The sequence below is a fragment of the Mesorhizobium sp. ISC15 genome (assembly GCF_037162615.1).
Taxonomy (GTDB): Bacteria; Pseudomonadota; Alphaproteobacteria; order Rhizobiales; family Rhizobiaceae; genus Mesorhizobium; species Mesorhizobium mediterraneum.
The window spans coordinates 3,530,795-3,549,744 of sequence record NZ_JAVSPX010000001.1; the positions used below are offsets into that span (position 1 = coordinate 3,530,795).

The window sequence follows — 18,950 nt, forward strand, 5'->3', positions numbered from 1 at the left end:
AGCCGATTGCAAGACCGTCGCCCATGAAGAAGCCATCCCTCATTGGGCGTTTTCTCGCCATTCCGGTGGTGGCGATCGTGCTCGCCGTGATGCTGGGCACGTTCATTCCACGGCCGCTCTTGCCGGCGGCGGCCGCAGATCCCATCGCCACCAGGCACATCCTGGTGCTGAAAAATCCGATCCACACCGATATCGCCATTCCGGTCGACGACGATGTGCGCAAGCGCTTCCATTTCCTGGTCGATGGCGGCATTCCCACCGACATGGCCGAGGTCCGCTACATCGTCTTCGGCTGGGGCGGCCGCGCCTTCTATCTGGAGACGCCGAGCTGGTCGGAGCTGAAGACCGTGCCGGTGATGAAGGCGCTGACCCTTGACGCTTCGGTGATGCATGTCGATGTCGCCGGCAACATTGCCGAGCCGCACCCCGACGTTGCCGGCTTCGACATCGCCGAGGAGCGTTTTGCGGCGCTGCTCGACTTCATCGCCGCGAGTTTCCAGCAAGGGCCGAACGGCCCGATCCTGATCGAGAACGCCGCCTATTCCAGGTTCGATCGCTTCTACGAAGCCAACGGCCACTTCAACGCGCTGGTCGGCTGCAACACCTGGACCGCGGCTGCTCTGCGTATCGCCGGCCTGCGGACAGGCTGGTGGAATCCGCTGCCGGCCACGCTGGACCTATCGATAAGGATTTACAATTGAGAGTTCCGGGCAATCAGTCGGCTTGGCATTGCTGAGTGGGGCAAAAGCGCCTCATTCCTTCGCGCCCCCCTCTGTCCTGCCGGACATCTCCCCCACAAGGAGGGAGATTGGCAGTTTCGGCGCTGCGCTTCATCCTGCAACGTTGGAGATTGGCGAAAGCCGAGGTGACGGCCGATCTCCCCCCAAAGTGGGGGAGATGTCCGGCAGGACAGAAGGGGGGCGCTGTCCCGCCAGCCTATCGAGCTTTCATCGCCGATCGCCAGAGTCCGGCGCCTGCCAGCCATAGAGCCAGTCCAAATCCGCCGCGAGCTTTTCGGGCGAGCGCAGCTTCAGGAACAGGTTGCGCGCGACCGCCACCGGCCCGGAAGCGTGCCAGGCAAAGCGGTTGACGGCGCCGCGGCGGGCGACTTTGGCGATGCGCGGCCGCCGCATTTTTTCCCAGGCAGCAAGCGCGCCCCATGGATCGGCGGGCGAGGCGGCGATAAAGCCGGCAAGGGTTGCGGCATCCTCGACCGCCATCGCCGCGCCCTGCGCCGCAAACGGCGTCATCGCATGCGCCGCATCACCGATCAGCGCGATACCGGCGGGCGTCGTCCATGGCTGTGCCTGGTCAACAGTATGGATCGGCCATGCCGTCCACAGGCCGGCATCCTCGGCAAGCCGGGCCAGTGCTGCCGCCGTGCCACGCATGGCGCCGACGAGGATTTCGGGGTCGGCGTGGCCCGACCAGCCCTCGGCGATGATCTCGCCCCTGGTGAAGGCGGCCAGATTGAACGCCGCGCCATTGCTGACCGGATAGGCGACGAGGTGGAAGCCGGGATGCAGGAAGGCGGTCACGCAATTGGCGGCGCCAACCGCCGCAACGGCTTCTCCCGCGACACTGTCTGCGCTGACCGTCGCGCGCCAGGCAAGCTCGCCCGAAAACCGGCTTTGGGCGGCAAATCCGCCGAAGGCACGGATCGCCGACCAGACGCCGTCGGCACCGATCAGCAGAAAGCCGTCGGCTTCGATGGTCTTGCCGGCAATCTCGACTGTTGCCGTGGTATGGTGCGGTCCTGCCGCGACGCCGCCGACGCGCGCTCCGGTGACGAGACTGATGTCCGGCTGTTCGGCAAGGCGCGCCATCAGCGCCTCTTGCAGATCAGCCCGATGAGCGACGAGATAGGGCGCCTGCCAGCGCCTTTCGGCTGCTTCGCCAAGCGGCACCCGCGCCAGCTCGCGCAGCGTGGCGGCGTCCTTGAGCACGACCGCCTCCGGCCGCACCGCCGCCGGCAACAGCCGGTCGAGCACGCCGAGCTGGCGAAGGATGCGCGTCGCGTTGGGTGAGAGCTGGATGCCGGCGCCGGCCGCTTCGAGGCGCGGCGCCTGCTCAAACAGCCGCACCAGATAGCCGCGCTCGGAAAATGCCAGCGCCGCAGTCAGTCCGGCGACGCCGGCTCCGGCGATGACGACCTGCCCGGACCGCGTGTCGTCCATAGGGATGACGTGCGCGTCAGGCGGCCTGGTCGATATACAGGCATCCCGCAGGCTGCGTTTCCGTCGCCTTCAGCTTTGGCGAATAGCGATAAAGCGTCGAGCAATAGGGGCAGACCTTTTCATTGTCGTCGCCCATGTCGAGAAACACATGCGGATGGTCGAAAGGCGGGTTGGCGCCGGTGCACATGAATTCCTTGACGCCGATGTCGATCGCCGCATAGCCCGCATCGTTCTGGAAATGGGGAATGGAACCGCCTGCCATCGTCGTCTCCTAAATTTGCCGCATGACCTCGGATCATGCGCAAAATCAAAATTCTACCGCGTCCTTTGCGCGTCCAAAGGACGCGCTGCGCTGTACCTGGATTGCATCTGGATCATTAGCTGTCTCTTTGCAAGATCGATGAAATCAAACTGTCGTAAAAGCCTGTCACAGGATAAGCTAAGCCGGTTAAGGCATGGCCGCGAAAATCGAATTCGGTTTCGCTGGGGATCATGCGTAGCTTAAAAGTGGTAGAGCGTCCTTTGCGCATCCGGAACGACGCGTGACGCTCTGGGCAGCGGGTGCGAAACGAGCAGGAACCATGAACGAACTAAAGCCGGTGCAGAGCGAATTCACCACTGTCGAGGTGGCGAGCCCAGAGGGCGGCAACCCGGACCGCTTCGTCAACCGCGAGTTTTCCTGGCTGCAATTCAACCGCCGCGTCCTTGAGGAGTCGCTGAACGCCAATCATCCGCTGCTCGAGCGTGTCCGCTTCCTGTCGATATCCGCCGCCAATCTCGACGAGTTCTTCATGGTGCGCGTCGCCGGTCTCGCCGGCCAGGTTCGCGAAGGCATCACGCTGAAGAGCCCGGACGGCCGCACCCCCGAACAACAGCTGGAACAGCTGCTGCGCGAGGTCGAGCGTCTGCAGGAGGATCAGCAGAATAGCCTTTCCGCGCTGATGCTGCTGCTCGACAAGGAAGGCATCGAGAGCATCAGCCGCGATGCGCTGACCAAGGACGAGAAGACCTGGCTCGAGGATCATTTCCAGGAGCAGGTCTTTCCGGTGCTCACACCGCTTTCGATCGACCCGGCGCATCCGTTCCCGTTCATTCCCAATCTCGGCTTCTCGATGGCCCTGCAACTGCGCCATCGCAGGAATGGCGAGGAGATGAGTGCGCTGTTGCGTCTGCCGGTGGCGCTGAAGCGCTTCATCCGCTTGCCGGACCGCAAGCGTCATGTCCGCTTCATTCCACTGGAAGAGGCGGTCGGCCTCTATATCGGCAAGCTGTTCCCCGGCTACGAAGTCAAGGGCTCCGGCACGTTCCGCATCATCCGCGACAGTGACATCGAGGTCGAGGAGGAGTCCGAGGATCTCGTGCGCCTGTTCGAGACGGCGCTGAAGCGCCGCCGCCGCGGCTCGGTCATCCGCATCGAATTCGACAAGCTGATGCCGGCCGAGCTGCGCGAGTTCGTCGCCGGCGAGCTTGGCGTCTCGTCGAGCCGCATCAGCGTGCTCACCGGTCCGCTGGCGCTCAGCCAGATTTCCGAGATCGTCGCCATCGCCCGCGACGATCTCAAGTTCACGCCCTATAATCCGCGCTTTCCCGAGCGCATCCGCGAGCATGGCGGTGACTGTTTCGCTGCTATACGCGAGAAGGACATCATCGTTCACCACCCCTACGAATCCTTCGATGTGGTGGTGCAGTTCCTGCGCCAGGCGATGGCCGATCCGGAAGTGGTGGCGATCAAGCAGACGCTCTATCGCACCTCGAACGACAGCCCGATCGTGCGCGCCTTGGTCGACGCGGCCGAGGCCGGCAAGTCGGTGACGGCGCTGGTCGAGCTCAAGGCGCGTTTCGACGAGGAAGCCAACATCCGCTGGGCCCGCGATCTCGAGCGCGCCGGCGTTCAGGTCGTGTTCGGCTTCCTCGAGCTGAAGACCCACGCAAAAATGTCCCTGGTGGTGCGGCGCGAGGACGGCAAGCTGCGCAACTACGTGCATCTCGGCACCGGCAACTACCACCCGGTCACCGCGCGCATCTACACCGACTTGTCCTTCTTCACCACCGATCCGACGATCGCCCGTGATGTCGCCCAGCTGTTCAACTTCATCACCGGCTACGCCGAGCCGACCGAGGAGATGCGGCTGGCCATCTCGCCCTTCACGCTGCGCAAGCGCATCCTCAAGCACATTTCGGACGAGATTGCCCATGCGCTGGAGGGCAGGCCGGCCCGCATCTGGATGAAGATGAATTCGCTGGTCGACCCGATCATCATCGACGCGCTCTATGACGCCAGCCGCGCCGGCGTCGAGATCGATCTCGTCGTGCGCGGCATCTGCTGCCTGAGGCCTCAGGTCCCGGGCCTGTCGGAAAACATAAGGGTCAAGTCGATCGTCGGCCGTTTCCTTGAACACAGCCGCATCTACTGTTTCGGCAACGGCCATGGCCTGCCGTCGGACGGGGCGGTCGTCTACATCTCATCGGCCGATTTGATGCCGCGCAATCTCGACCGCCGCGTCGAAACCATGGTGCCGATCACCAATCCAACGGTGCATGAACAAGTGCTCGGCCAGATCATGCTGGGCAACATCATGGACAACCAGCAAAGTTTCGACGTATTGGCTGATGGAACCTCTCGGCGCTCCGTGCTTGAGGAGGGCGAGGAACCGTTCAACGCGCAGGAATATTTCATGACCAATCCGAGCCTTTCCGGACGGGGTGATGCGCTGAAATCGCATGCGCCCAAGCGCATCGCGCAGTTCAAGCGCCGCAAGAAAAACGGCGCAGCGACCGGCTGATGATTTCAACGTCCCAGGGCCGGCTTCAGGACCGCCGACCGCTGTCCATCATCGACATCGGGTCGAACTCGATCCGTCTTGTGGTCTATGAGGGGCTGTCGCGCTCGCCGACCACGCTGTTCAACGAAAAGATGCTGGCTGGCCTGGGTCGCGGCATCGTGTCGACCGGAAAGCTGGACCCCGAGGCGGTGACGCGCTCGATGGAGGAGTTTCGCCGTTTCCGTGCGCTGTCCGAGCAGGCCGGCGCCGAGCACATGTATGTGCTGGCGACCGCGGCTGCCCGCGAGGCGGTCAACGGTCCCGATTTCATCCACCGCGCCGAAGATGTGCTCAAGACCGAGGTCCAGGTGCTGAGCGGACGCCAGGAAGCCCATTATTCCGCGCTTGGCGTCATTTCCGGCTTCCATCCGGCTGACGGCATCGCCGGCGACCTCGGCGGTGGCAGTCTTGAGCTGGTAGACGTCGACGGCGAGACGATCGGCGACGGCATCACGCTGCCGCTGGGCGGCCTGCGCTTGCAGGACATGGCGAAGAACTCACTGGCCCAGGCCGGAAAGATAGCGCGCGACGAGCTCGCGAAGGCAAAGCTCCTGAAAGGCGGGCGGGGCAGGCCATTCTATGCGGTCGGCGGCACCTGGCGAAACCTAGCCCGGCTGCACATGGAAATGACCAACTATCCGCTGAGCGTCATGCACCATTACGAGATCGGCATCGAAAGCGCCGCGAACTTCCTCAAGCAGGTGGCCAAGGGTGAGATCGAGAAGGTGAAGGGTATCGAAGGCGTCTCGAAGAACCGCCGTTCGCTGCTGCCTTATGGCGCCATCGTGCTGCAGGAGATCATGGCGGCAATGCAGCCGTCCAAGATCATCGTTTCGGCGCTGGGCGTGCGCGAGGGCTTTCTCTATTCGCTGCTCGACGAGGCCGAGCAGAAGGCGGATCCGCTGATCTCGGCCTCGGAGGAACTCGCCCGGCTGCGCTCGCGCTCGGTCGCCCACGCACATGAGCTTGTCGAGTGGACCGGCAAGACCTTTGCCGCCTTCGGCATCGACGAGACCGACGACGAGAGGCGCTATCGCCAGGCCGCCTGTCTGCTTGCCGACATCGGTTGGCGCGCGCATCCCGAATATCGCGGCAAGCAGTCGCTCAACATCATCGCCCATGCCTCCTTCATCGGCGTCGACCATCCCGGGCGCGCCTTCCTGGCGCTTGTCAATCTGTTTCGCCACGAGGGCTTGTTCAACGATGCCGCTCCGGAAATCCGGGGGCTGGCGACGCCGCGCTATCTCGAGCGCGCCCGCGCACTGGCCGCGGTGATGCGCGTCGTCTACGTGCTGACGGCGGCGATGCCGGGCGTCATGCCGCGGCTGAAATGGGAGAATCGCGGCAATGGCGTGCTTGCGCTGGTGCTGCCGGCCTCTTTGTCCGATCTTTACGGCGAGCGGCCTGCCGGGCGCCTGGCGCAACTGGCGAGGGTCACCAATCGCCGGCTGGTGCTGGCGGTCGAGGGCGGGTCTAGCGGTTCGGTGAAATAGACGCCGGCGTAGTCGCGTCGCGACAGTTTGAGGAAAGAAAGGAACGCCGTGAGCTTCAGGCAGGTTCTTCAGCTGTTGATTGCGGCGATTTTCGTCCTCTTAGCGGGCACCGCCAGTGCCCAGACGCTTTACACTCGGTCCGTCGTGGCCAAGGGGACGTTCGATCTGGATCGGCATTATCCCAAAGGGATGGGCGTCAGAACGCCGTTCAATTTTCATAGAATGTTGAGAACACCCCAGAACGGGGAGCGCATAAATTACTTTGTATTCAAGCCAAGCACGGACGTTCTCAAATTTATGAAATCGCTGTCGAAGAGCGATTTGTTTTCAAGGCTCGAGCCATGTTCAAGAGGTATTGACCAAGCTCTTTCCGACAGGGCTCAGACCATCGGCGGATCGATCAAGCCCATTTTGGGTCGGGCCGATCTGTTACCATACTTGAAGAGACAAGAACTGATCCAATCAGATGGCTATGTGTACGTCGCCATAGACAGCAACCTTAGAAACTACGTTAGGGCTCCAGACGATTTTGGATACGAGTGGGTGGCAATGGCGGTTAAGAAACAGCAGCTTTGTCTGTATATGGGGGTAGGGGAGATGGGTATCGCGCTCTTGCGTCGGTACCCGTCAATGTAAGCCGTCTCGCAGACTTCGTTTTTCTGGACACCAAGTAAACCGGGGGGATTTGCTCAGGCGCGGCTTGCAAGTAGCCGCCCGTCGATCGAGTAGGCCCCTGCGCCTGCCATCGCCAGCGCCAGAAAACCGCCTGATAGGGCGATGTCCTTCATCAGCATCTGTGAATGCATGAAGGTCAGCGTCGGATCGTCGCCGCCCTGGCCATAATGGCCGATGAAGCCTGCTGCGATGCAGAAGGCGGCAAGCAGGAGCGCCACGATCGGCGTCTTGAGGCCGACGAGGATGAGCAGTCCGGCGATAAGCTCGAACAGCCCCGTCGCCCAGGCTACGAGTGTCGGCAGCGGCAGGCCGAGGCCGGCAAAATAGCCTGATGTGCCGGCAATGTCGGTGAGCGCGTGGAAGCCGGACGGAACGAATAACGCGGCGAGCAGCAATCGGGAAGCCAGAAGCAGCGCATTGCGTGGCATTGGTCACCTCCGATGTCGACCAGGCCGGTTGGCCTGTTCCTCCCCGATGCCTCGATCTTAGCAGAAATTCGGGCCAGGCCACTCGGGCCCGGCCAATCGACAGTCTGGTAGATCGACAACGAAAAAGGGACGCGGAAAATTCCGCGCCCCTTGCTGCAACAGCTACTAGCTTGCGTCAGCCGCGCCTGGCGTCGACCGAATAGGCGCCGGCGCCCGAGGAGGCCAGCACGAGGAAACCGCCGGAAATCGCCAGGTTCTTCATGAAGCTGATCATCTGCATTTGATCGGCCCAGCCGGTGTGGGCGACCAGCGCCGTGGCGACAGTGAAGACTGCCAGCACCCAGGCGGTGATCCGGGTCTGGAAACCGATGAGGATGGCGAGACCGCCGAGCAGCTCGATCAGGCCGACGACAACAGCCGTTACGGTCGGCATCGGCAGGCCCATGCTGCCGAAGTAGCCTGCGGTGCCGGCGATCGCGGTGAGCTTGCCGAAACCGGAAAGCACGAAGATGACTGAAAGCAGGACGCGGCCAAGCAGGATGGTGGCCGAGGCGTTGGAAACGGTGCCGGAACCGGCAACGGACGTGTTGGTGGACATGGTGACTCTCTCCGGAAGGGGTTGTAGTGCCATCCAGATAGAGCAGGTCGACTGTTCACCAAAGACGCGGATTTGGTTACAGATCGTTCACCGCAGTAACGTTTTTGCGATCAGCTCAAGATCATCCCGGATGACGTGCCGTCATCCCGGATGCGTCATGTCCTCCGGCCGCACCAGGCGGTCATAGTCGGCTTCGCTGACCAGTCCGGTGGCCAGCGCTTCCTCGCGCAAGGTTGTGCCCTTCTTGTGCGCGGTCTTGGCGATCTTGGCGGCATTGTCGTAGCCGATGGTCGGCGCCAGCGCTGTCACCAGCATCAGGGAACGGTCGAGGGCGGCCTTGATGTTGTCTTCCCGCGCCTCAATGCCCACAACGCAATTGTCGGTGAAGGAGATGGAGGCGTCGGCGAGCAGCTGCACCGACTGCAGGAAATTATAGGCCATCAGCGGGTTGTAGACGTTGAGCTCGAAATGGCCCTGACTGCCGGCGAAGGTCACAGCCGCATTGTTGCCGAACACCTGGATGCAGACCTGCGTCAACGCCTCGCACTGGGTGGGGTTGACCTTGCCCGGCATGATCGATGAACCCGGCTCGTTTTCCGGCAGCGACAGTTCACCAAGGCCGGAGCGCGGGCCGGAGCCGAGCAGCCGAATGTCGTTGGCAATCTTGAACATGGCGCCGGCGCAGGCGTTGATGGCGCCATGCGAGAACACCATGGAATCATGGGCCGCCAGCGCCTCGAACTTATTCGGCGCGGTGACGAAGCCGATGCCGGTGATGTCAGCGATGCGCGCCGCCACCTTCTCGGCAAAACCGATCGGCGCATTGAGACCGGTGCCGACGGCCGTGCCGCCTTGCGCCAGTTCCTGGAGGCCGGGCAGCGTCATCTCGATGCGTTTGATCGACGAGGCGACCTGGGCGGCATAGCCTGAGAATTCCTGGCCAAGGGTGAGCGGCGTCGCGTCCTGCGTATGCGTGCGGCCGATCTTGATGATGTGGGCGAAAGCTTTGGTCTTGGCTTCGAGCGCCGCATGCAAATGCTTCAGCGCCGGCAACAGGTCGTGCACTATGCGCTCGGCGCAGGCGATGTGCATGGCCGTCGGATAGGTATCGTTCGACGACTGACTCATATTGACGTGGTCGTTGGGATGCACCGGTTTCTTGGACCCCATGACGCCGCCCAGCAGTTCGATCGCCCGATTGGAGATCACCTCGTTGGCGTTCATGTTGGATTGCGTGCCCGAGCCGGTCTGCCAGACGACCAGAGGGAAATGATCGTTGAGCTTGCCGTCGATGACTTCCTGAGAGGCTTCGATGATCGCTTTGCCGATAGCCGGATCGAGCCGCTTCAGCTCCATATTGGTTTCGGCCGCCGCCCGCTTGACGATGCCGAGCGCGCGAACGATCGACGCTGGCTGTTTTTCCCAGCCGATTTTGAAATTTCCCAGCGAACGCTGCGCCTGTGCGCCCCAGTAGCGGTCGGCGGCGACCTCGATGGGACCGAACGTGTCGGTTTCGGTTCTGGTCTCTGGCGCGCTCACTTGGTCTCTCCGGTCTGTCGAATTCGGCACCGGCGTATCGCGTTGCACAAATGGCTTCAAGCGGAGATTGCGGGCGGCAAGGATGCAAATCGGTTGAAGGAGAATCTTCTTTCTTCTCTCGCTATCGAGAAGGTGGATCGGCGCGTTGGCGCCGAGACGGTTGAGGTATGTGGAAGAAACTCCAACGCGGGCGATCCACTCGAACACCCTCATCCGAACTAGCGCGGCGCGGATAAAGTGCACTGGCAGGAAAAACTTATGGCTTTGGACTGAATGCGTGTATGGCGTCCTCCGAGAAAACAGTTCGGCTGTTTGTTGAATGGCCGAATGTCGAGGAGAAACTCCATGTCGCGGAGCGTGTTGGTGTCTGGAGGCTGCGGCTTCATCGGATCGCATTTGGTCGATCGCCTGTTGCTGCGCGCCGACCTGGGAAAGTTGGTTGTCGTCGACAATCTGTGGACCGGAGTGCAGCAGAACATTGAGCATATCAATGATCCGCGACTGAGCCTGGAAGTACAAGACGCCGAGAGCTTCGCATCGCACCAGCGCTTCGATGAAATCATGCACTTGGCGTCGCCTGCTTCTCCATCATGGTACATGCGCGAGCCGGTACGCACGATCAAGGCCAACATCGGGGGCGCGCTGAATCTTCTGACGCTACTCAAACCGGGTGGTCGCTTCTGCTTCACTTCGACGTCGGAAGTCTATGGCGACCCCTTGGTCTCTCCGCAGCCGGAGAGCTACAGGGGCTCGGTGGATTGCATAGGACCCCGATCGTCATACGACGAGAGCAAGCGCTGCACCGAAGCGCTGTTGTTTGAATCTCAGCGCATCAGCGGACTCGATATCCGTGTCGCGAGATTGTTCAACACATATGGACCGCGAACCCGTATCGACGATGGTCGCGCTATATCGAATTTTATCAGCCAAGCCCTGACCACCGGAATCCTGACGGTCTATGGCGACGGTCTTCAATCCCGCAGTTGGGGTTATGCCGAGGATATCGTCGACGGTTTGGAGCGTTTTTTCTGGCGCGACAACATATCGTACCGGGGCCCTTTGAATATCGGAAACGATTGCGAGGTGTCTGTGCTGGAGATCGCAAACTTCGTCTGTTCGCTCGTTCCAGGTTCCCGGGTCGAGCATCATCCGCCAGCTCCCCAGGATCCCACAAATCGATGCCCGGACCTGACTCTGGCCAGGCGTGTTCTTCCAGACTGGGGAGCGAAGGTCAGCTATCAAGAAGGCGTTAGGCTGACCCTTGAATGGTTTCGAGAACAGGTTTCTGAATGGCGCTCGGCCAACATGGTATCTTCGGCTGTGCCTGCGATGCGCCCTGTGAGCGGTGCGTGAAATCCTGCGCGACGATCAGGGAGACATTTATGCCGGCGATTCTCTTGGCACTGTGACCACCGCTGTGGTTTGAGCAAAGCGGCGATATCGATCATCTCGCCGGGAGTAAAAACGGCAAGGCAACAGCCGAGCCGATGCGCGGCTATGACAGGACATCCTATTCGTGAAATTGATTGTTGTGACACCGGCCGGTCGCGAGAAATATCTCCGCCTGCTCAGCCATTATGTACTGAAGAGCCCTGAAGTATACGAATGGCATTTGTGGGACAATTGCCGCAACGAGGTCGATCGTGCCTATCTCCAACAGCTGGCTGCGACAGACACGCGTTGCAGGATAAAAACGCTTCCTGATGCTGATGGCAGCAACAACGCGATCGGCGACTTCTTTCGCTTCTGCGACGATCCGGACGCTTTCTATTTACGCCTCGACGACGATGTGGTTTTTCTGGAAGATGGCTTCTTCCCTAGATTCATGGAGAGGGTAGCAAGCGAAAGGGGGTCGGCTCTGTGGTATGCGCCGTTGATCATCAACAACGCAATCTGCAACACGCTGATCAAGTATCTTTCCAGGGTCTTGGTCGACGGGCCACTTACGTGTCAGGCGGCATGCGAATTCTCGTGGGCCCACGCTAGTTTTCCGATGGCGCTTCACCCGGTCTTCATCGAAGCCGTCAAAGCCAACAGACTCGGCGATTTCCGCGTGCCGGACCGGGAGATCCGGCTGTCGCGCTTTTCGATCAACGCGATCGGCTTCTTTGGATCCGACATAGTGGAACTGGGTGATCTTTTTATTCCGCCAAAGAACGGTAGCGGCGGTGAGGAAGAATGGCTATCGGCTACACTGCCGGCAATGCTCAACCGCCCGGGCAAAGTGCTCGGCGATCTGGTCGTGGCGCATTTCAGCTTCTTTACCCAGGAACGGCGTCTGCTCCAAAGCAATATTCTTGACAGCTACTATGGGCTCGCCGGCCTCGTCCCCGCGCCTTACAAAACACCTGCGATCCCCTTGAAAGACCGGCTAAGGCCGTGGCGCAAGCTCAAAAGGAGTCGGGCGCCGAAATACACGATCTCGCTTCCCCCCAGCATTGCTGACTGACACGCTGCACAGGCAGCGCCTGATCTACCTCAGGCAAACTGACCGATACATACGCCTGGCCGGCCGACTGGCTGATTTTGGTCTTACCTTGCGATCCCGGCAACGCACTCGGGATATTGCGCGGCCATCATGCACCGGTCCGCGTGCTCGGCAAAAACCCCGCTTACCTGTTCGGCGTCAAACCGGGACCTTCGTTTGCGCTTCTCGTCATTGATGAGGAATCCAGTGATGGCATCGAGCTTTCGGGTGAAGCTTTTGAGGACGAACCGCGCCTGCCGGGGGAAGTGGCCGGCCCAAGGCGTATCCTTTGCAAGTTGGCGATAGATGGCCAAAACTTCTGGTTCGACGCCAATTGGGTGCTGCGACCAGGGTTTACCCCGCGTGAAGTGACGCGCAAACGACTTGCCGAACGATATCTGACTGCTGAAATTCGTCATGACGTTCCAGTAGGGATGCATCGTCTGCCATCTGCCTTCAAAGGCAACGTTGAGCGCACCTTGGTCCAGACCGTAGGTATGCTGCGAGGAGAGTTCCCGAGTCCGCTGCAATAATCCCTCTCGCCGCACCAACGGCATGTTGAACACCAGCACGCCCGCATTGAATTTCGGTGCGCCTGGCTTCATCGGCAGGTGGTTCCGGTACTTCGCGTCGAAATAGCTCTGCTCGTCGTGAGCGGCCAGCAACGGCGCGTGCAGTTGCGCGTGGGTGAGGTCGGCTATCGATCGATTGAAGAGCACGTCGCTGTCGGCATAGACGATACGATCGTAGGGCTCGAGCTCAGGCAATTGATCTGCGAACAGCCTGATATAGGTCGCCAAGGTCAGATGGCCCGGATCAAAATTCGTCGCCTCCATGAACTTCGACACGTCAAGGATGCTGACCGCGGACCCTAGCAAGCGCTCACCGACCTCCAGGTCTTTTGCGCCGGCACCAGTCTGAAGAAGAAAGCCCTTGATTGGGCCGGATACGTCCAACACACGGCGCGCGGCCAAGCAAGCGTATGGGAAGTAATTTTGATCGGCAGCGAAAAAGAAGCACGGATTTTGCGACATATCTAGACTCACCTCAGAGCGCATGCTCATCAAATACTTGTCTTGCTGTCGCAGGGCGGAAAGCTTTGACGCGTAGCTCTCTTGGTTTCTTATGGCTGAAAGAAGGCCGGCACCGGCAGATCGGTGGTAAGACAGCCGATTGTGACTGCCGCAGCATGCCTCGCCTGTCCAATGGCAACGTCCATATCGAGATATTTGAACGTCGCAAGGCGGCCTACGAAACTCACGTTGCGGAGTTGTGTGGCCTCATACCGGTAGCGATCCAGCAACGCCGATCCGGCTGCCAGATTCACGGGATAGAATGGAACGTCGTTTTCGCCGCATTCGAAGCTGAATTCACGGGAACACAGGCTCTTCTCGTGTGTTTCCCACCGCGCGAATTTTTTGTGTTCGGAAATCCGAGTGTATGGGACCTCGGGATCGGGATAGGTCACGATTGCGCTTTCCTGAAAATCTCCCGTCACGATAAAATCCTCGAATCGCAGCGACCTGTAGGGAAGTCGTCCGAATTCGAAATTGAAGAAGGCGTCCAGTCCGCCCGTGTAAAAGACCTGATCAAATTCATGATCGCCGCCGTCACGGCGGAACTTGGTATCATACTCGACCGTGATGAGCGGATGTCGAAGCATCTTTTCCACCAAGGCGGTATAGCCTTCCTGCGGAATTCCGATCCGAGAATGGTGGAAGTAATTGTTGTCCTTGGTAAAGCGTAATGGCAACCGCTTGAAAATATCGGCTGGCAACTGGTCGGGTGGACGCCCCCACTGCTTTTGCGTATAGCCCTTGAAAAACGCGTTATAAAGTGCCTCACCTATACTTGAGATTGCTTGCTCTTCGAAATTTCGAGGGTCATGGTCCAGTGGTACCGAAAGATTCCGAATATGCGCCTGCGCGTCCTCTGCGGTGAACTGCCTTCCGAAAAATTGGTTCAACGTGTTTAGATTGATTGGAAGCGAGAACAGCCGCCCGGCCACATTGGCCTTCACCTCCAACGCAAAAGGCCTGAATTCTGCAAATCGTGAAACGAACGACCAGACATCCATATCGTCGGAATGGAAGATATGCGGTCCGAACGCATGCTTCATGATGCCGGTCCGCGCGTCTCGCTCGGTGTGGCAGTGCCCACCGGGATGCGGCTTTGCCTCGACAACCCGAACGGGATTGCCGGCGTCAGCAAGCGATCTGGCCAAAGTCGCGCCTGACACACCGGCACCTACGATCAAAATCCGCACATAACCTCGCAGAAGAGCATCATTGAAATGGCAGGCCTCGACGCAGTGATCCCGAACCTACCCATTCCTGTTCGCATCGCCGAACAGGGGCGGGGTTTGGTGCATAGGCTTAATCGAGGTGAAATGTACTGCCGGTTCAGCAAGGGAAGGCTGCAGGCAAGTTTCCGCGCCGTCTGGCTTCAAAGGCACATACAAGTCCTGACCCTTATTGCCGAGGCGCTGGCATCGCTCGGCGTTCGTAGCATCCCATCTTTCTATGTCAACTTGGCCGATGTGCCGTTTGCAAAAAGACCCAGGTATTTCCGGACGCGGTTCGGCTTTTCTTCGGCAGGCGGTTATGCCGAGATTGCCGCGCCTGATTTCATCTTCAATGGCTGGCCGGAGGCGAAATTCGACGACTACGATCAAAAAACGTCGGCGATGGCAGTCGCGTCGGAAGGGCAGCCGCGCAAGAACAGCGCGTTTTGGGCAGGGCGCTGCATGAACGATGCGCGCAAGGCAACGGTCCAGGCTGCGACGGTCCGGCCCGATCTCCTGGAGGCTTATGACACCGCGCCTGATTACGACTCCGCGTCCGTGCAATATTCTGGCGCTTTCAAGACCATGGAGGAGCAGGTAGCGACATACAGATACATGATTGACGTCGAAGGTGCGGGCTATAGCGGGCGCTTGAAATTGCTGTTCCACACCAAGCGCGTCGTGCTGATGCAGGAACGACCATGGCATGAGTGGTTCTTCGGGGACATCGAGCCGTTTCGTCACTACGTCCCGGTGGCACGGAACATGTCCGACCTGGTCGAGCGTATCGAATGGTTGCGTGCCAATCCGAAAATGGAGGCCGAAATAGCCGCGGAGGCGCAGCAATTCGCGCAAACCAACCTGACGCGCTCGGCCGCGGTGGCCACATGGGCCCGCTTGCTTGAAGGCCACGTGGCTGCCGGCGGCAATTTGAAGTCCAATCTTCGGAAACTGACGCGTTCGAAACGGTAGTCCAACGAAGGCAACGTATTATTTGCGTCGCGAAGGCCTCTTCGTGAGACGCCTCACGACAGGTCACCGTCCGAGCAGCGATTGTGAGGTGGGCGAAAGACGCAGCGTTTCCGTCGGTCTGGCCTGGTCCGACTGAAATGCCTGCCACTCCGGAGAACCGGCAAGCGCCGCTTCAAAGCTTGCATGGGCGTCCGTACTGTCGAAGCCCGCGGCACTGATAAAAACGTTTTCGCCTGATCGCACCGGCAGGCGGGGAAAGCTGTTTTCGGCATGCTCGGTGACGAAAGCAGCAAGCGGCCGCGCGCCAAGTGCCGCCAAGACAGGAATGGCGTCGGTTTCGAAGCGGCTGGCGAAATCGACTTCGGCGCCGGGCCGCAGATGATGAATCTTAATGACAACAATATCCGACAAGCGGTTGTCTCTGCTTGGCTTTTCGTAAGCCGGCAAGGCTGTCCGTTGCGAGCCCGTCAGGTCGAAGCCCGCGCCCGGCCATGCCGGTTTCAGCAACAGCACGTCGTCGGAGTCAATCATCGTGGCGTTGGCGGCATCGCGCCAGGCGGCCCACACCGGTCCCTCGTAAAACGCGGTCAGCGCTTTTTTGCGCGCTTCCATGCCGTCGAAGCCGCGCAGCCAGACGAACATGTCAGGCCGGTCGAGATCGCGGAACTGGCCGATGATGGTCATCCCTGCCGTTTCCTGACCCTCGATCAGGTGACCGTCGAAGATGCTGATCAGCGCCTCGCGCCGGCCAGGTTTCAGCGTGTATTGCCTGAGCTCGACGATCGGCGAGGCGTTGAAGCTGGATTTCGACGGGGCATTCAGGGGCAGGCTCATCGAGCAATCTCCAAAACAGGGTGTTCATCCTGTTCTAAACCAGACCGGTTGTCCTGTTTTGTCAATCTGCTATCGTGTGGAGATGTCAGCAGAGATTACCGCTCGCCCAAAGGTGCGGCCCGGGAAACGCACCAACGACCCGGAAGGCCTCCGCAAACGCGTGCTCGATGTCGCCGAAGCCTCCTTTCAGGCGCGCGGCTACCACGCTTCCAGCCTCGGTGACCTGATGGCAGCGGCGGGTGTCACTGGCGGCGCGCTGCATCATCATTTCCCGACCAAGAAGGCGCTTGCGCTGGCGGTGATCGAGGAGCGGGTGGCGGCAGCCGTAGAAGAAACATGGATCGCGCCGCTGCAGGCGGCTGGCTCGGCGCGCGAGGGCGTGCGCAGCGTGTTCGAGGCCGTGGCAACGGAACTGGAGCAGCAGGGTTTCGTGCGCGGCTGCCCGCTCAACAATCTGGCGCATGAATTGTCGCTCGCCGATCCGGATTTTCGCGCTGCTCTTGCCGCCATTTTTTCGGCATGGCGCGAAGCGATCGCTGACAAGATCAGGGCCGACCAGCAAGCGGGCAGGGAGCAGGACACCGATCCGCAGCGCTTCGCCGCGCTCGCGGCCGCCACCTATTCCGGCGCCATGTCGATGGCCAAGACGGCGCAGGATTCCGGTGTGCTGCGCGATTGCCTGAACGCGCTGGAGCAGGAAGCTTCCCCAGATTCGTCCTCCAAGGGCGGAGCAGTTGCGAAGCGACGTCGCAGGGTGCTGCGGCAGCACAGGGTCGTTTGATGCCGGGCGTCAGCCCTCTGCCCTGCCGGAGCCTAATTCGGTAGCCGTTTGATGATCTCGTAGCCGACCACGCTTTCGGCGTTGGTGCCCTCGTCATAGCGCCTGGCCAGAACGGCTTGCAGGTCGGGCGCGTAGAGCGCGGTGAATTCATCCTGTGTCTTGCCGGCCTCGTTCTTGATCGTCTGCCTGACGGCGAGCACGTTGTATTTGCAGTCGCCCAGGCCGAACGTCTCTTTGCCCTTGACGTTGATCTCGAGCGTCTCGGTGCCCTTCGGCTGTTTGTCGGGTGCGAGGCGAACGAATACGGTCTTGCTTTTCGCCCCGGCCTTGAGCGGAAACAGCTTTCTGAGATCGGAAAGCGGGATCATGGCAAGCTGACCGGTCTCGCTGTCACGAAACACCTCGATCAGGCCGCCGAACAGAAACTGTGTCTGCGGCGATTGGGATTGGTATTCGTTGGCAACCGACACCATTCCACCCGCCGCCGGTCGAAACTCGCTATGGATGCCGGGCCTTTCGAGAACGAAGCCGGCCTTGGCGGCTTTGGCGTCGATGCACTCGGCACCATGAGCGGCGCTCGCCAGGATGGTGAGTGTCGTGCCGATGGATATAGTCTTCATGGCGTCCTCCTCTGCCCGTGTAAGTTGAGTGCAGCACCGGGAAGGAATGCCAGACCTGCGGCACCGTGTCGACATACTGTTCGAGGCAACTAGACGAAGAGGCGCCGGCTGTGCTGAATTTCGCGCCATGAATCGCATCTCGGCAGGATCACTCTCCCGGCGCAGCTTCCTGGCGCAGGCGGTAGGGTTTGCTGCGGCCGGCGCCGTTGCGCGACCGGCGCTCGGTCAGACCGGGCAGCGCAGTCCGCCCGTCGACGCCACCTTCCTGTTTATCGCTGATGTCCATGCCTGCCGCATGGCCAGCGGGCTGAGCCCCAATTGCCAGCAGGAAGGCAAGACCGACGCTGCCTTGCTGCGCAGTATCGCCGCCTTGAACGCCATCGACGACAAGGAATGGCCGGCCGAAATCAACGGCGTCGCCACCGGCTTGCGTTCGGCCGGCAGCCGCATCGCCACGCCGCTCGGCCTCGTCGTCGGCGGCGACATGACCGACGATGGCGGCGGCCAGATCACCCAGCCCAGCGAGGGCACGCAGCTTCTCCAGTTCAGCCAGCGCTATCAGCAAGGCGTCGGCCCGGATCGCGTGCACATGCCGGTCTATGTCGGGCTCGGCAACCATGATCTCGACCAGAACGGCCCGCCGCAGCATGTCGACTGGTATCGGCGCGAATTGCGCGACTATGTCGAGGTCAACCACCGCCCGGGCGTGTTCTTCAAGCCGCCGGTGCCGGCGACCGACTACGATGTCGATACCGACTGCTATTCCTGGGACTGGGGTGGCCTGCATCTCATTCAGACGCACCGCTTCGCCGGCGACACCGGCCACGGCGCGCTCTCCAGCCTGCCATGGCTGAAGCAGGATCTGGCGACCTATGCGGCGGATGGCCGCCCCGTCATCCTCTTCCAACACTATGGCTGGGATGTTTTTTCGATCGAACGATGGGATGCCGCCAAAGGAACCTTCGACGATGACGGTCCTGGCCCGCCGCATTGGTGGAGCGAAGCGGACCGGCAGGCGCTGCTGGCGGCGCTGAAGGGCTACAATGTCGTCGCTATCTTGCACGGTCACCAGCACGAGGTGCCGATGATCTACCGCCGCGACGGGGTCGATCTGTTCAAGCCGAAGGCCGCCTATATGGGCGGCTTCGCGCTGGCGCAGGTGACCAGCGACAGCATGGACGTGGTGCTTGGTGAAGCCATCGGCGATCATGGCGAGGTCGCCTTCACCAACGCTTTCTCGAAGAGCCTGAACTTCTAACG

General features: G+C 60.8%; 18 protein-coding genes. 9 read left to right on the forward strand and 9 right to left on the reverse strand.

Annotated features, from left to right (window positions below; translation table 11 throughout):
* The first annotated feature begins 23 nt into the window (after positions 1–23).
* Positions 24–701 (forward strand): TIGR02117 family protein, encoded by a 678-nt coding sequence (locus RPG13_RS16950; RefSeq protein ID WP_126107074.1) that lies wholly within the window; start codon positions 24–26, stop codon positions 699–701.
* A 246-nt stretch (positions 702–947) separates the two neighbouring features.
* Here the strand turns inward: RPG13_RS16950 and RPG13_RS16955 are convergent, their stop codons facing one another.
* Complete coding sequence (locus tag RPG13_RS16955; protein ID WP_126107073.1) at positions 948–2,177, reverse strand: FAD-dependent monooxygenase; 1,230 nt, start codon at positions 2,175–2,177, stop codon at positions 948–950.
* 16 nt (positions 2,178–2,193) lie between these two features.
* Entirely contained in the window at positions 2,194–2,439 is a 246-nt protein-coding gene (locus RPG13_RS16960; RefSeq protein ID WP_029354249.1) for a zinc-finger domain-containing protein, read from the reverse strand.
* Between the two features lie 319 nt (positions 2,440–2,758).
* On the opposite strand from RPG13_RS16960, the gene RPG13_RS16965 reads away from it, so the two are divergent.
* The 3 genes from RPG13_RS16965 to RPG13_RS16975 are packed head-to-tail and all read left to right on the forward strand — an operon-like array spanning position 2,759 to position 7,128.
* Positions 2,759–4,960 (forward strand): RNA degradosome polyphosphate kinase, encoded by a 2,202-nt coding sequence (locus RPG13_RS16965; protein ID WP_126107072.1) that lies wholly within the window; start codon positions 2,759–2,761, stop codon positions 4,958–4,960.
* Positions 4,960–6,492: an exopolyphosphatase gene (gene ppx, locus RPG13_RS16970; RefSeq protein ID WP_126107071.1), complete on the forward strand. Its 1,533-nt coding sequence runs from the start codon at positions 4,960–4,962 to the stop codon at positions 6,490–6,492. Before RPG13_RS16965 ends, ppx begins: the two co-directional genes overlap by 1 nt.
* Before the next feature lie 48 nt (positions 6,493–6,540).
* Positions 6,541–7,128: a hypothetical protein gene (locus RPG13_RS16975; protein WP_126107070.1), complete on the forward strand. Its 588-nt coding sequence runs from the start codon at positions 6,541–6,543 to the stop codon at positions 7,126–7,128.
* Positions 7,129–7,181: 53 nt separating this feature from the next.
* On the opposite strand, the gene RPG13_RS16980 is transcribed toward RPG13_RS16975, so the two are convergent.
* The 3 genes from RPG13_RS16980 to fumC all read right to left on the reverse strand — a co-directional run bounded on the left by RPG13_RS16980 (position 7,182) and on the right by fumC (position 9,732).
* Positions 7,182–7,595 carry a DoxX family protein gene (locus RPG13_RS16980; protein WP_126107069.1) on the reverse strand — a complete coding sequence of 138 codons (414 nt, stop codon included), beginning with the start codon at positions 7,593–7,595 and terminating at the stop codon, positions 7,182–7,184.
* Positions 7,596–7,770: 175 nt separating this feature from the next.
* Positions 7,771–8,193, reverse strand: coding sequence for a DoxX family protein (locus tag RPG13_RS16985; RefSeq protein WP_126107068.1), 423 nt, complete (start codon positions 8,191–8,193; stop codon positions 7,771–7,773).
* Positions 8,194–8,334: 141 nt separating this feature from the next.
* Positions 8,335–9,732 carry a class II fumarate hydratase gene (gene fumC, locus RPG13_RS16990; protein ID WP_126107067.1) on the reverse strand — a complete coding sequence of 466 codons (1,398 nt, stop codon included), beginning with the start codon at positions 9,730–9,732 and terminating at the stop codon, positions 8,335–8,337.
* A gap of 345 nt (positions 9,733–10,077) precedes the next feature.
* On the opposite strand from fumC, the gene RPG13_RS16995 reads away from it, so the two are divergent.
* Together RPG13_RS16995 and RPG13_RS17000 are read left to right on the forward strand one after the other, a co-directional pair.
* Positions 10,078–11,085 carry an NAD-dependent epimerase/dehydratase family protein gene (locus RPG13_RS16995; RefSeq protein ID WP_126107066.1) on the forward strand — a complete coding sequence of 336 codons (1,008 nt, stop codon included), beginning with the start codon at positions 10,078–10,080 and terminating at the stop codon, positions 11,083–11,085.
* 163 nt (positions 11,086–11,248) lie between these two features.
* Complete coding sequence (locus tag RPG13_RS17000; protein ID WP_292224763.1) at positions 11,249–12,181, forward strand: hypothetical protein; 933 nt, start codon at positions 11,249–11,251, stop codon at positions 12,179–12,181.
* Positions 12,182–12,264: 83 nt separating this feature from the next.
* Here RPG13_RS17000 and RPG13_RS17005 read toward each other — a convergent pair whose 3' ends face one another.
* Both RPG13_RS17005 and RPG13_RS17010 read right to left on the reverse strand, forming a co-directional pair.
* Positions 12,265–13,233, reverse strand: a complete 969-nt coding sequence (locus tag RPG13_RS17005; RefSeq protein ID WP_164547238.1) for a glycosyltransferase family 8 protein — start codon at positions 13,231–13,233, stop codon at positions 12,265–12,267.
* An 89-nt stretch (positions 13,234–13,322) separates the two neighbouring features.
* The gene (locus RPG13_RS17010) at positions 13,323–14,465 is read right to left on the reverse strand and encodes a UDP-galactopyranose/dTDP-fucopyranose mutase family protein (protein ID WP_126107063.1); all 1,143 of its coding nucleotides are present in this window, start codon (positions 14,463–14,465) and stop codon (positions 13,323–13,325) included.
* Between the two features lie 27 nt (positions 14,466–14,492).
* Between RPG13_RS17010 and RPG13_RS17015 the strand changes: the two genes are divergently transcribed.
* Entirely contained in the window at positions 14,493–15,455 is a 963-nt protein-coding gene (locus RPG13_RS17015; protein ID WP_126107062.1) for a glycosyl transferase family 90, read from the forward strand.
* Positions 15,456–15,518: 63 nt separating this feature from the next.
* Here the strand turns inward: RPG13_RS17015 and RPG13_RS17020 are convergent, their stop codons facing one another.
* Positions 15,519–16,289: an NIPSNAP family protein gene (locus RPG13_RS17020; protein WP_126107061.1), complete on the reverse strand. Its 771-nt coding sequence runs from the start codon at positions 16,287–16,289 to the stop codon at positions 15,519–15,521.
* An 82-nt stretch (positions 16,290–16,371) separates the two neighbouring features.
* On the opposite strand from RPG13_RS17020, the gene RPG13_RS17025 reads away from it, so the two are divergent.
* Entirely contained in the window at positions 16,372–17,070 is a 699-nt protein-coding gene (locus RPG13_RS17025; protein WP_337125541.1) for a TetR/AcrR family transcriptional regulator, read from the forward strand.
* A gap of 32 nt (positions 17,071–17,102) precedes the next feature.
* On the opposite strand, the gene RPG13_RS17030 is transcribed toward RPG13_RS17025, so the two are convergent.
* Positions 17,103–17,690, reverse strand: a complete 588-nt coding sequence (locus tag RPG13_RS17030) for a hypothetical protein (RefSeq protein ID WP_337125543.1) — start codon at positions 17,688–17,690, stop codon at positions 17,103–17,105.
* A gap of 127 nt (positions 17,691–17,817) precedes the next feature.
* On the opposite strand from RPG13_RS17030, the gene RPG13_RS17035 reads away from it, so the two are divergent.
* Positions 17,818–18,948, forward strand: coding sequence for a metallophosphoesterase (locus RPG13_RS17035; RefSeq protein ID WP_337125545.1), 1,131 nt, complete (start codon positions 17,818–17,820; stop codon positions 18,946–18,948).
* Positions 18,949–18,950: the final 2 nt, after the last annotated feature.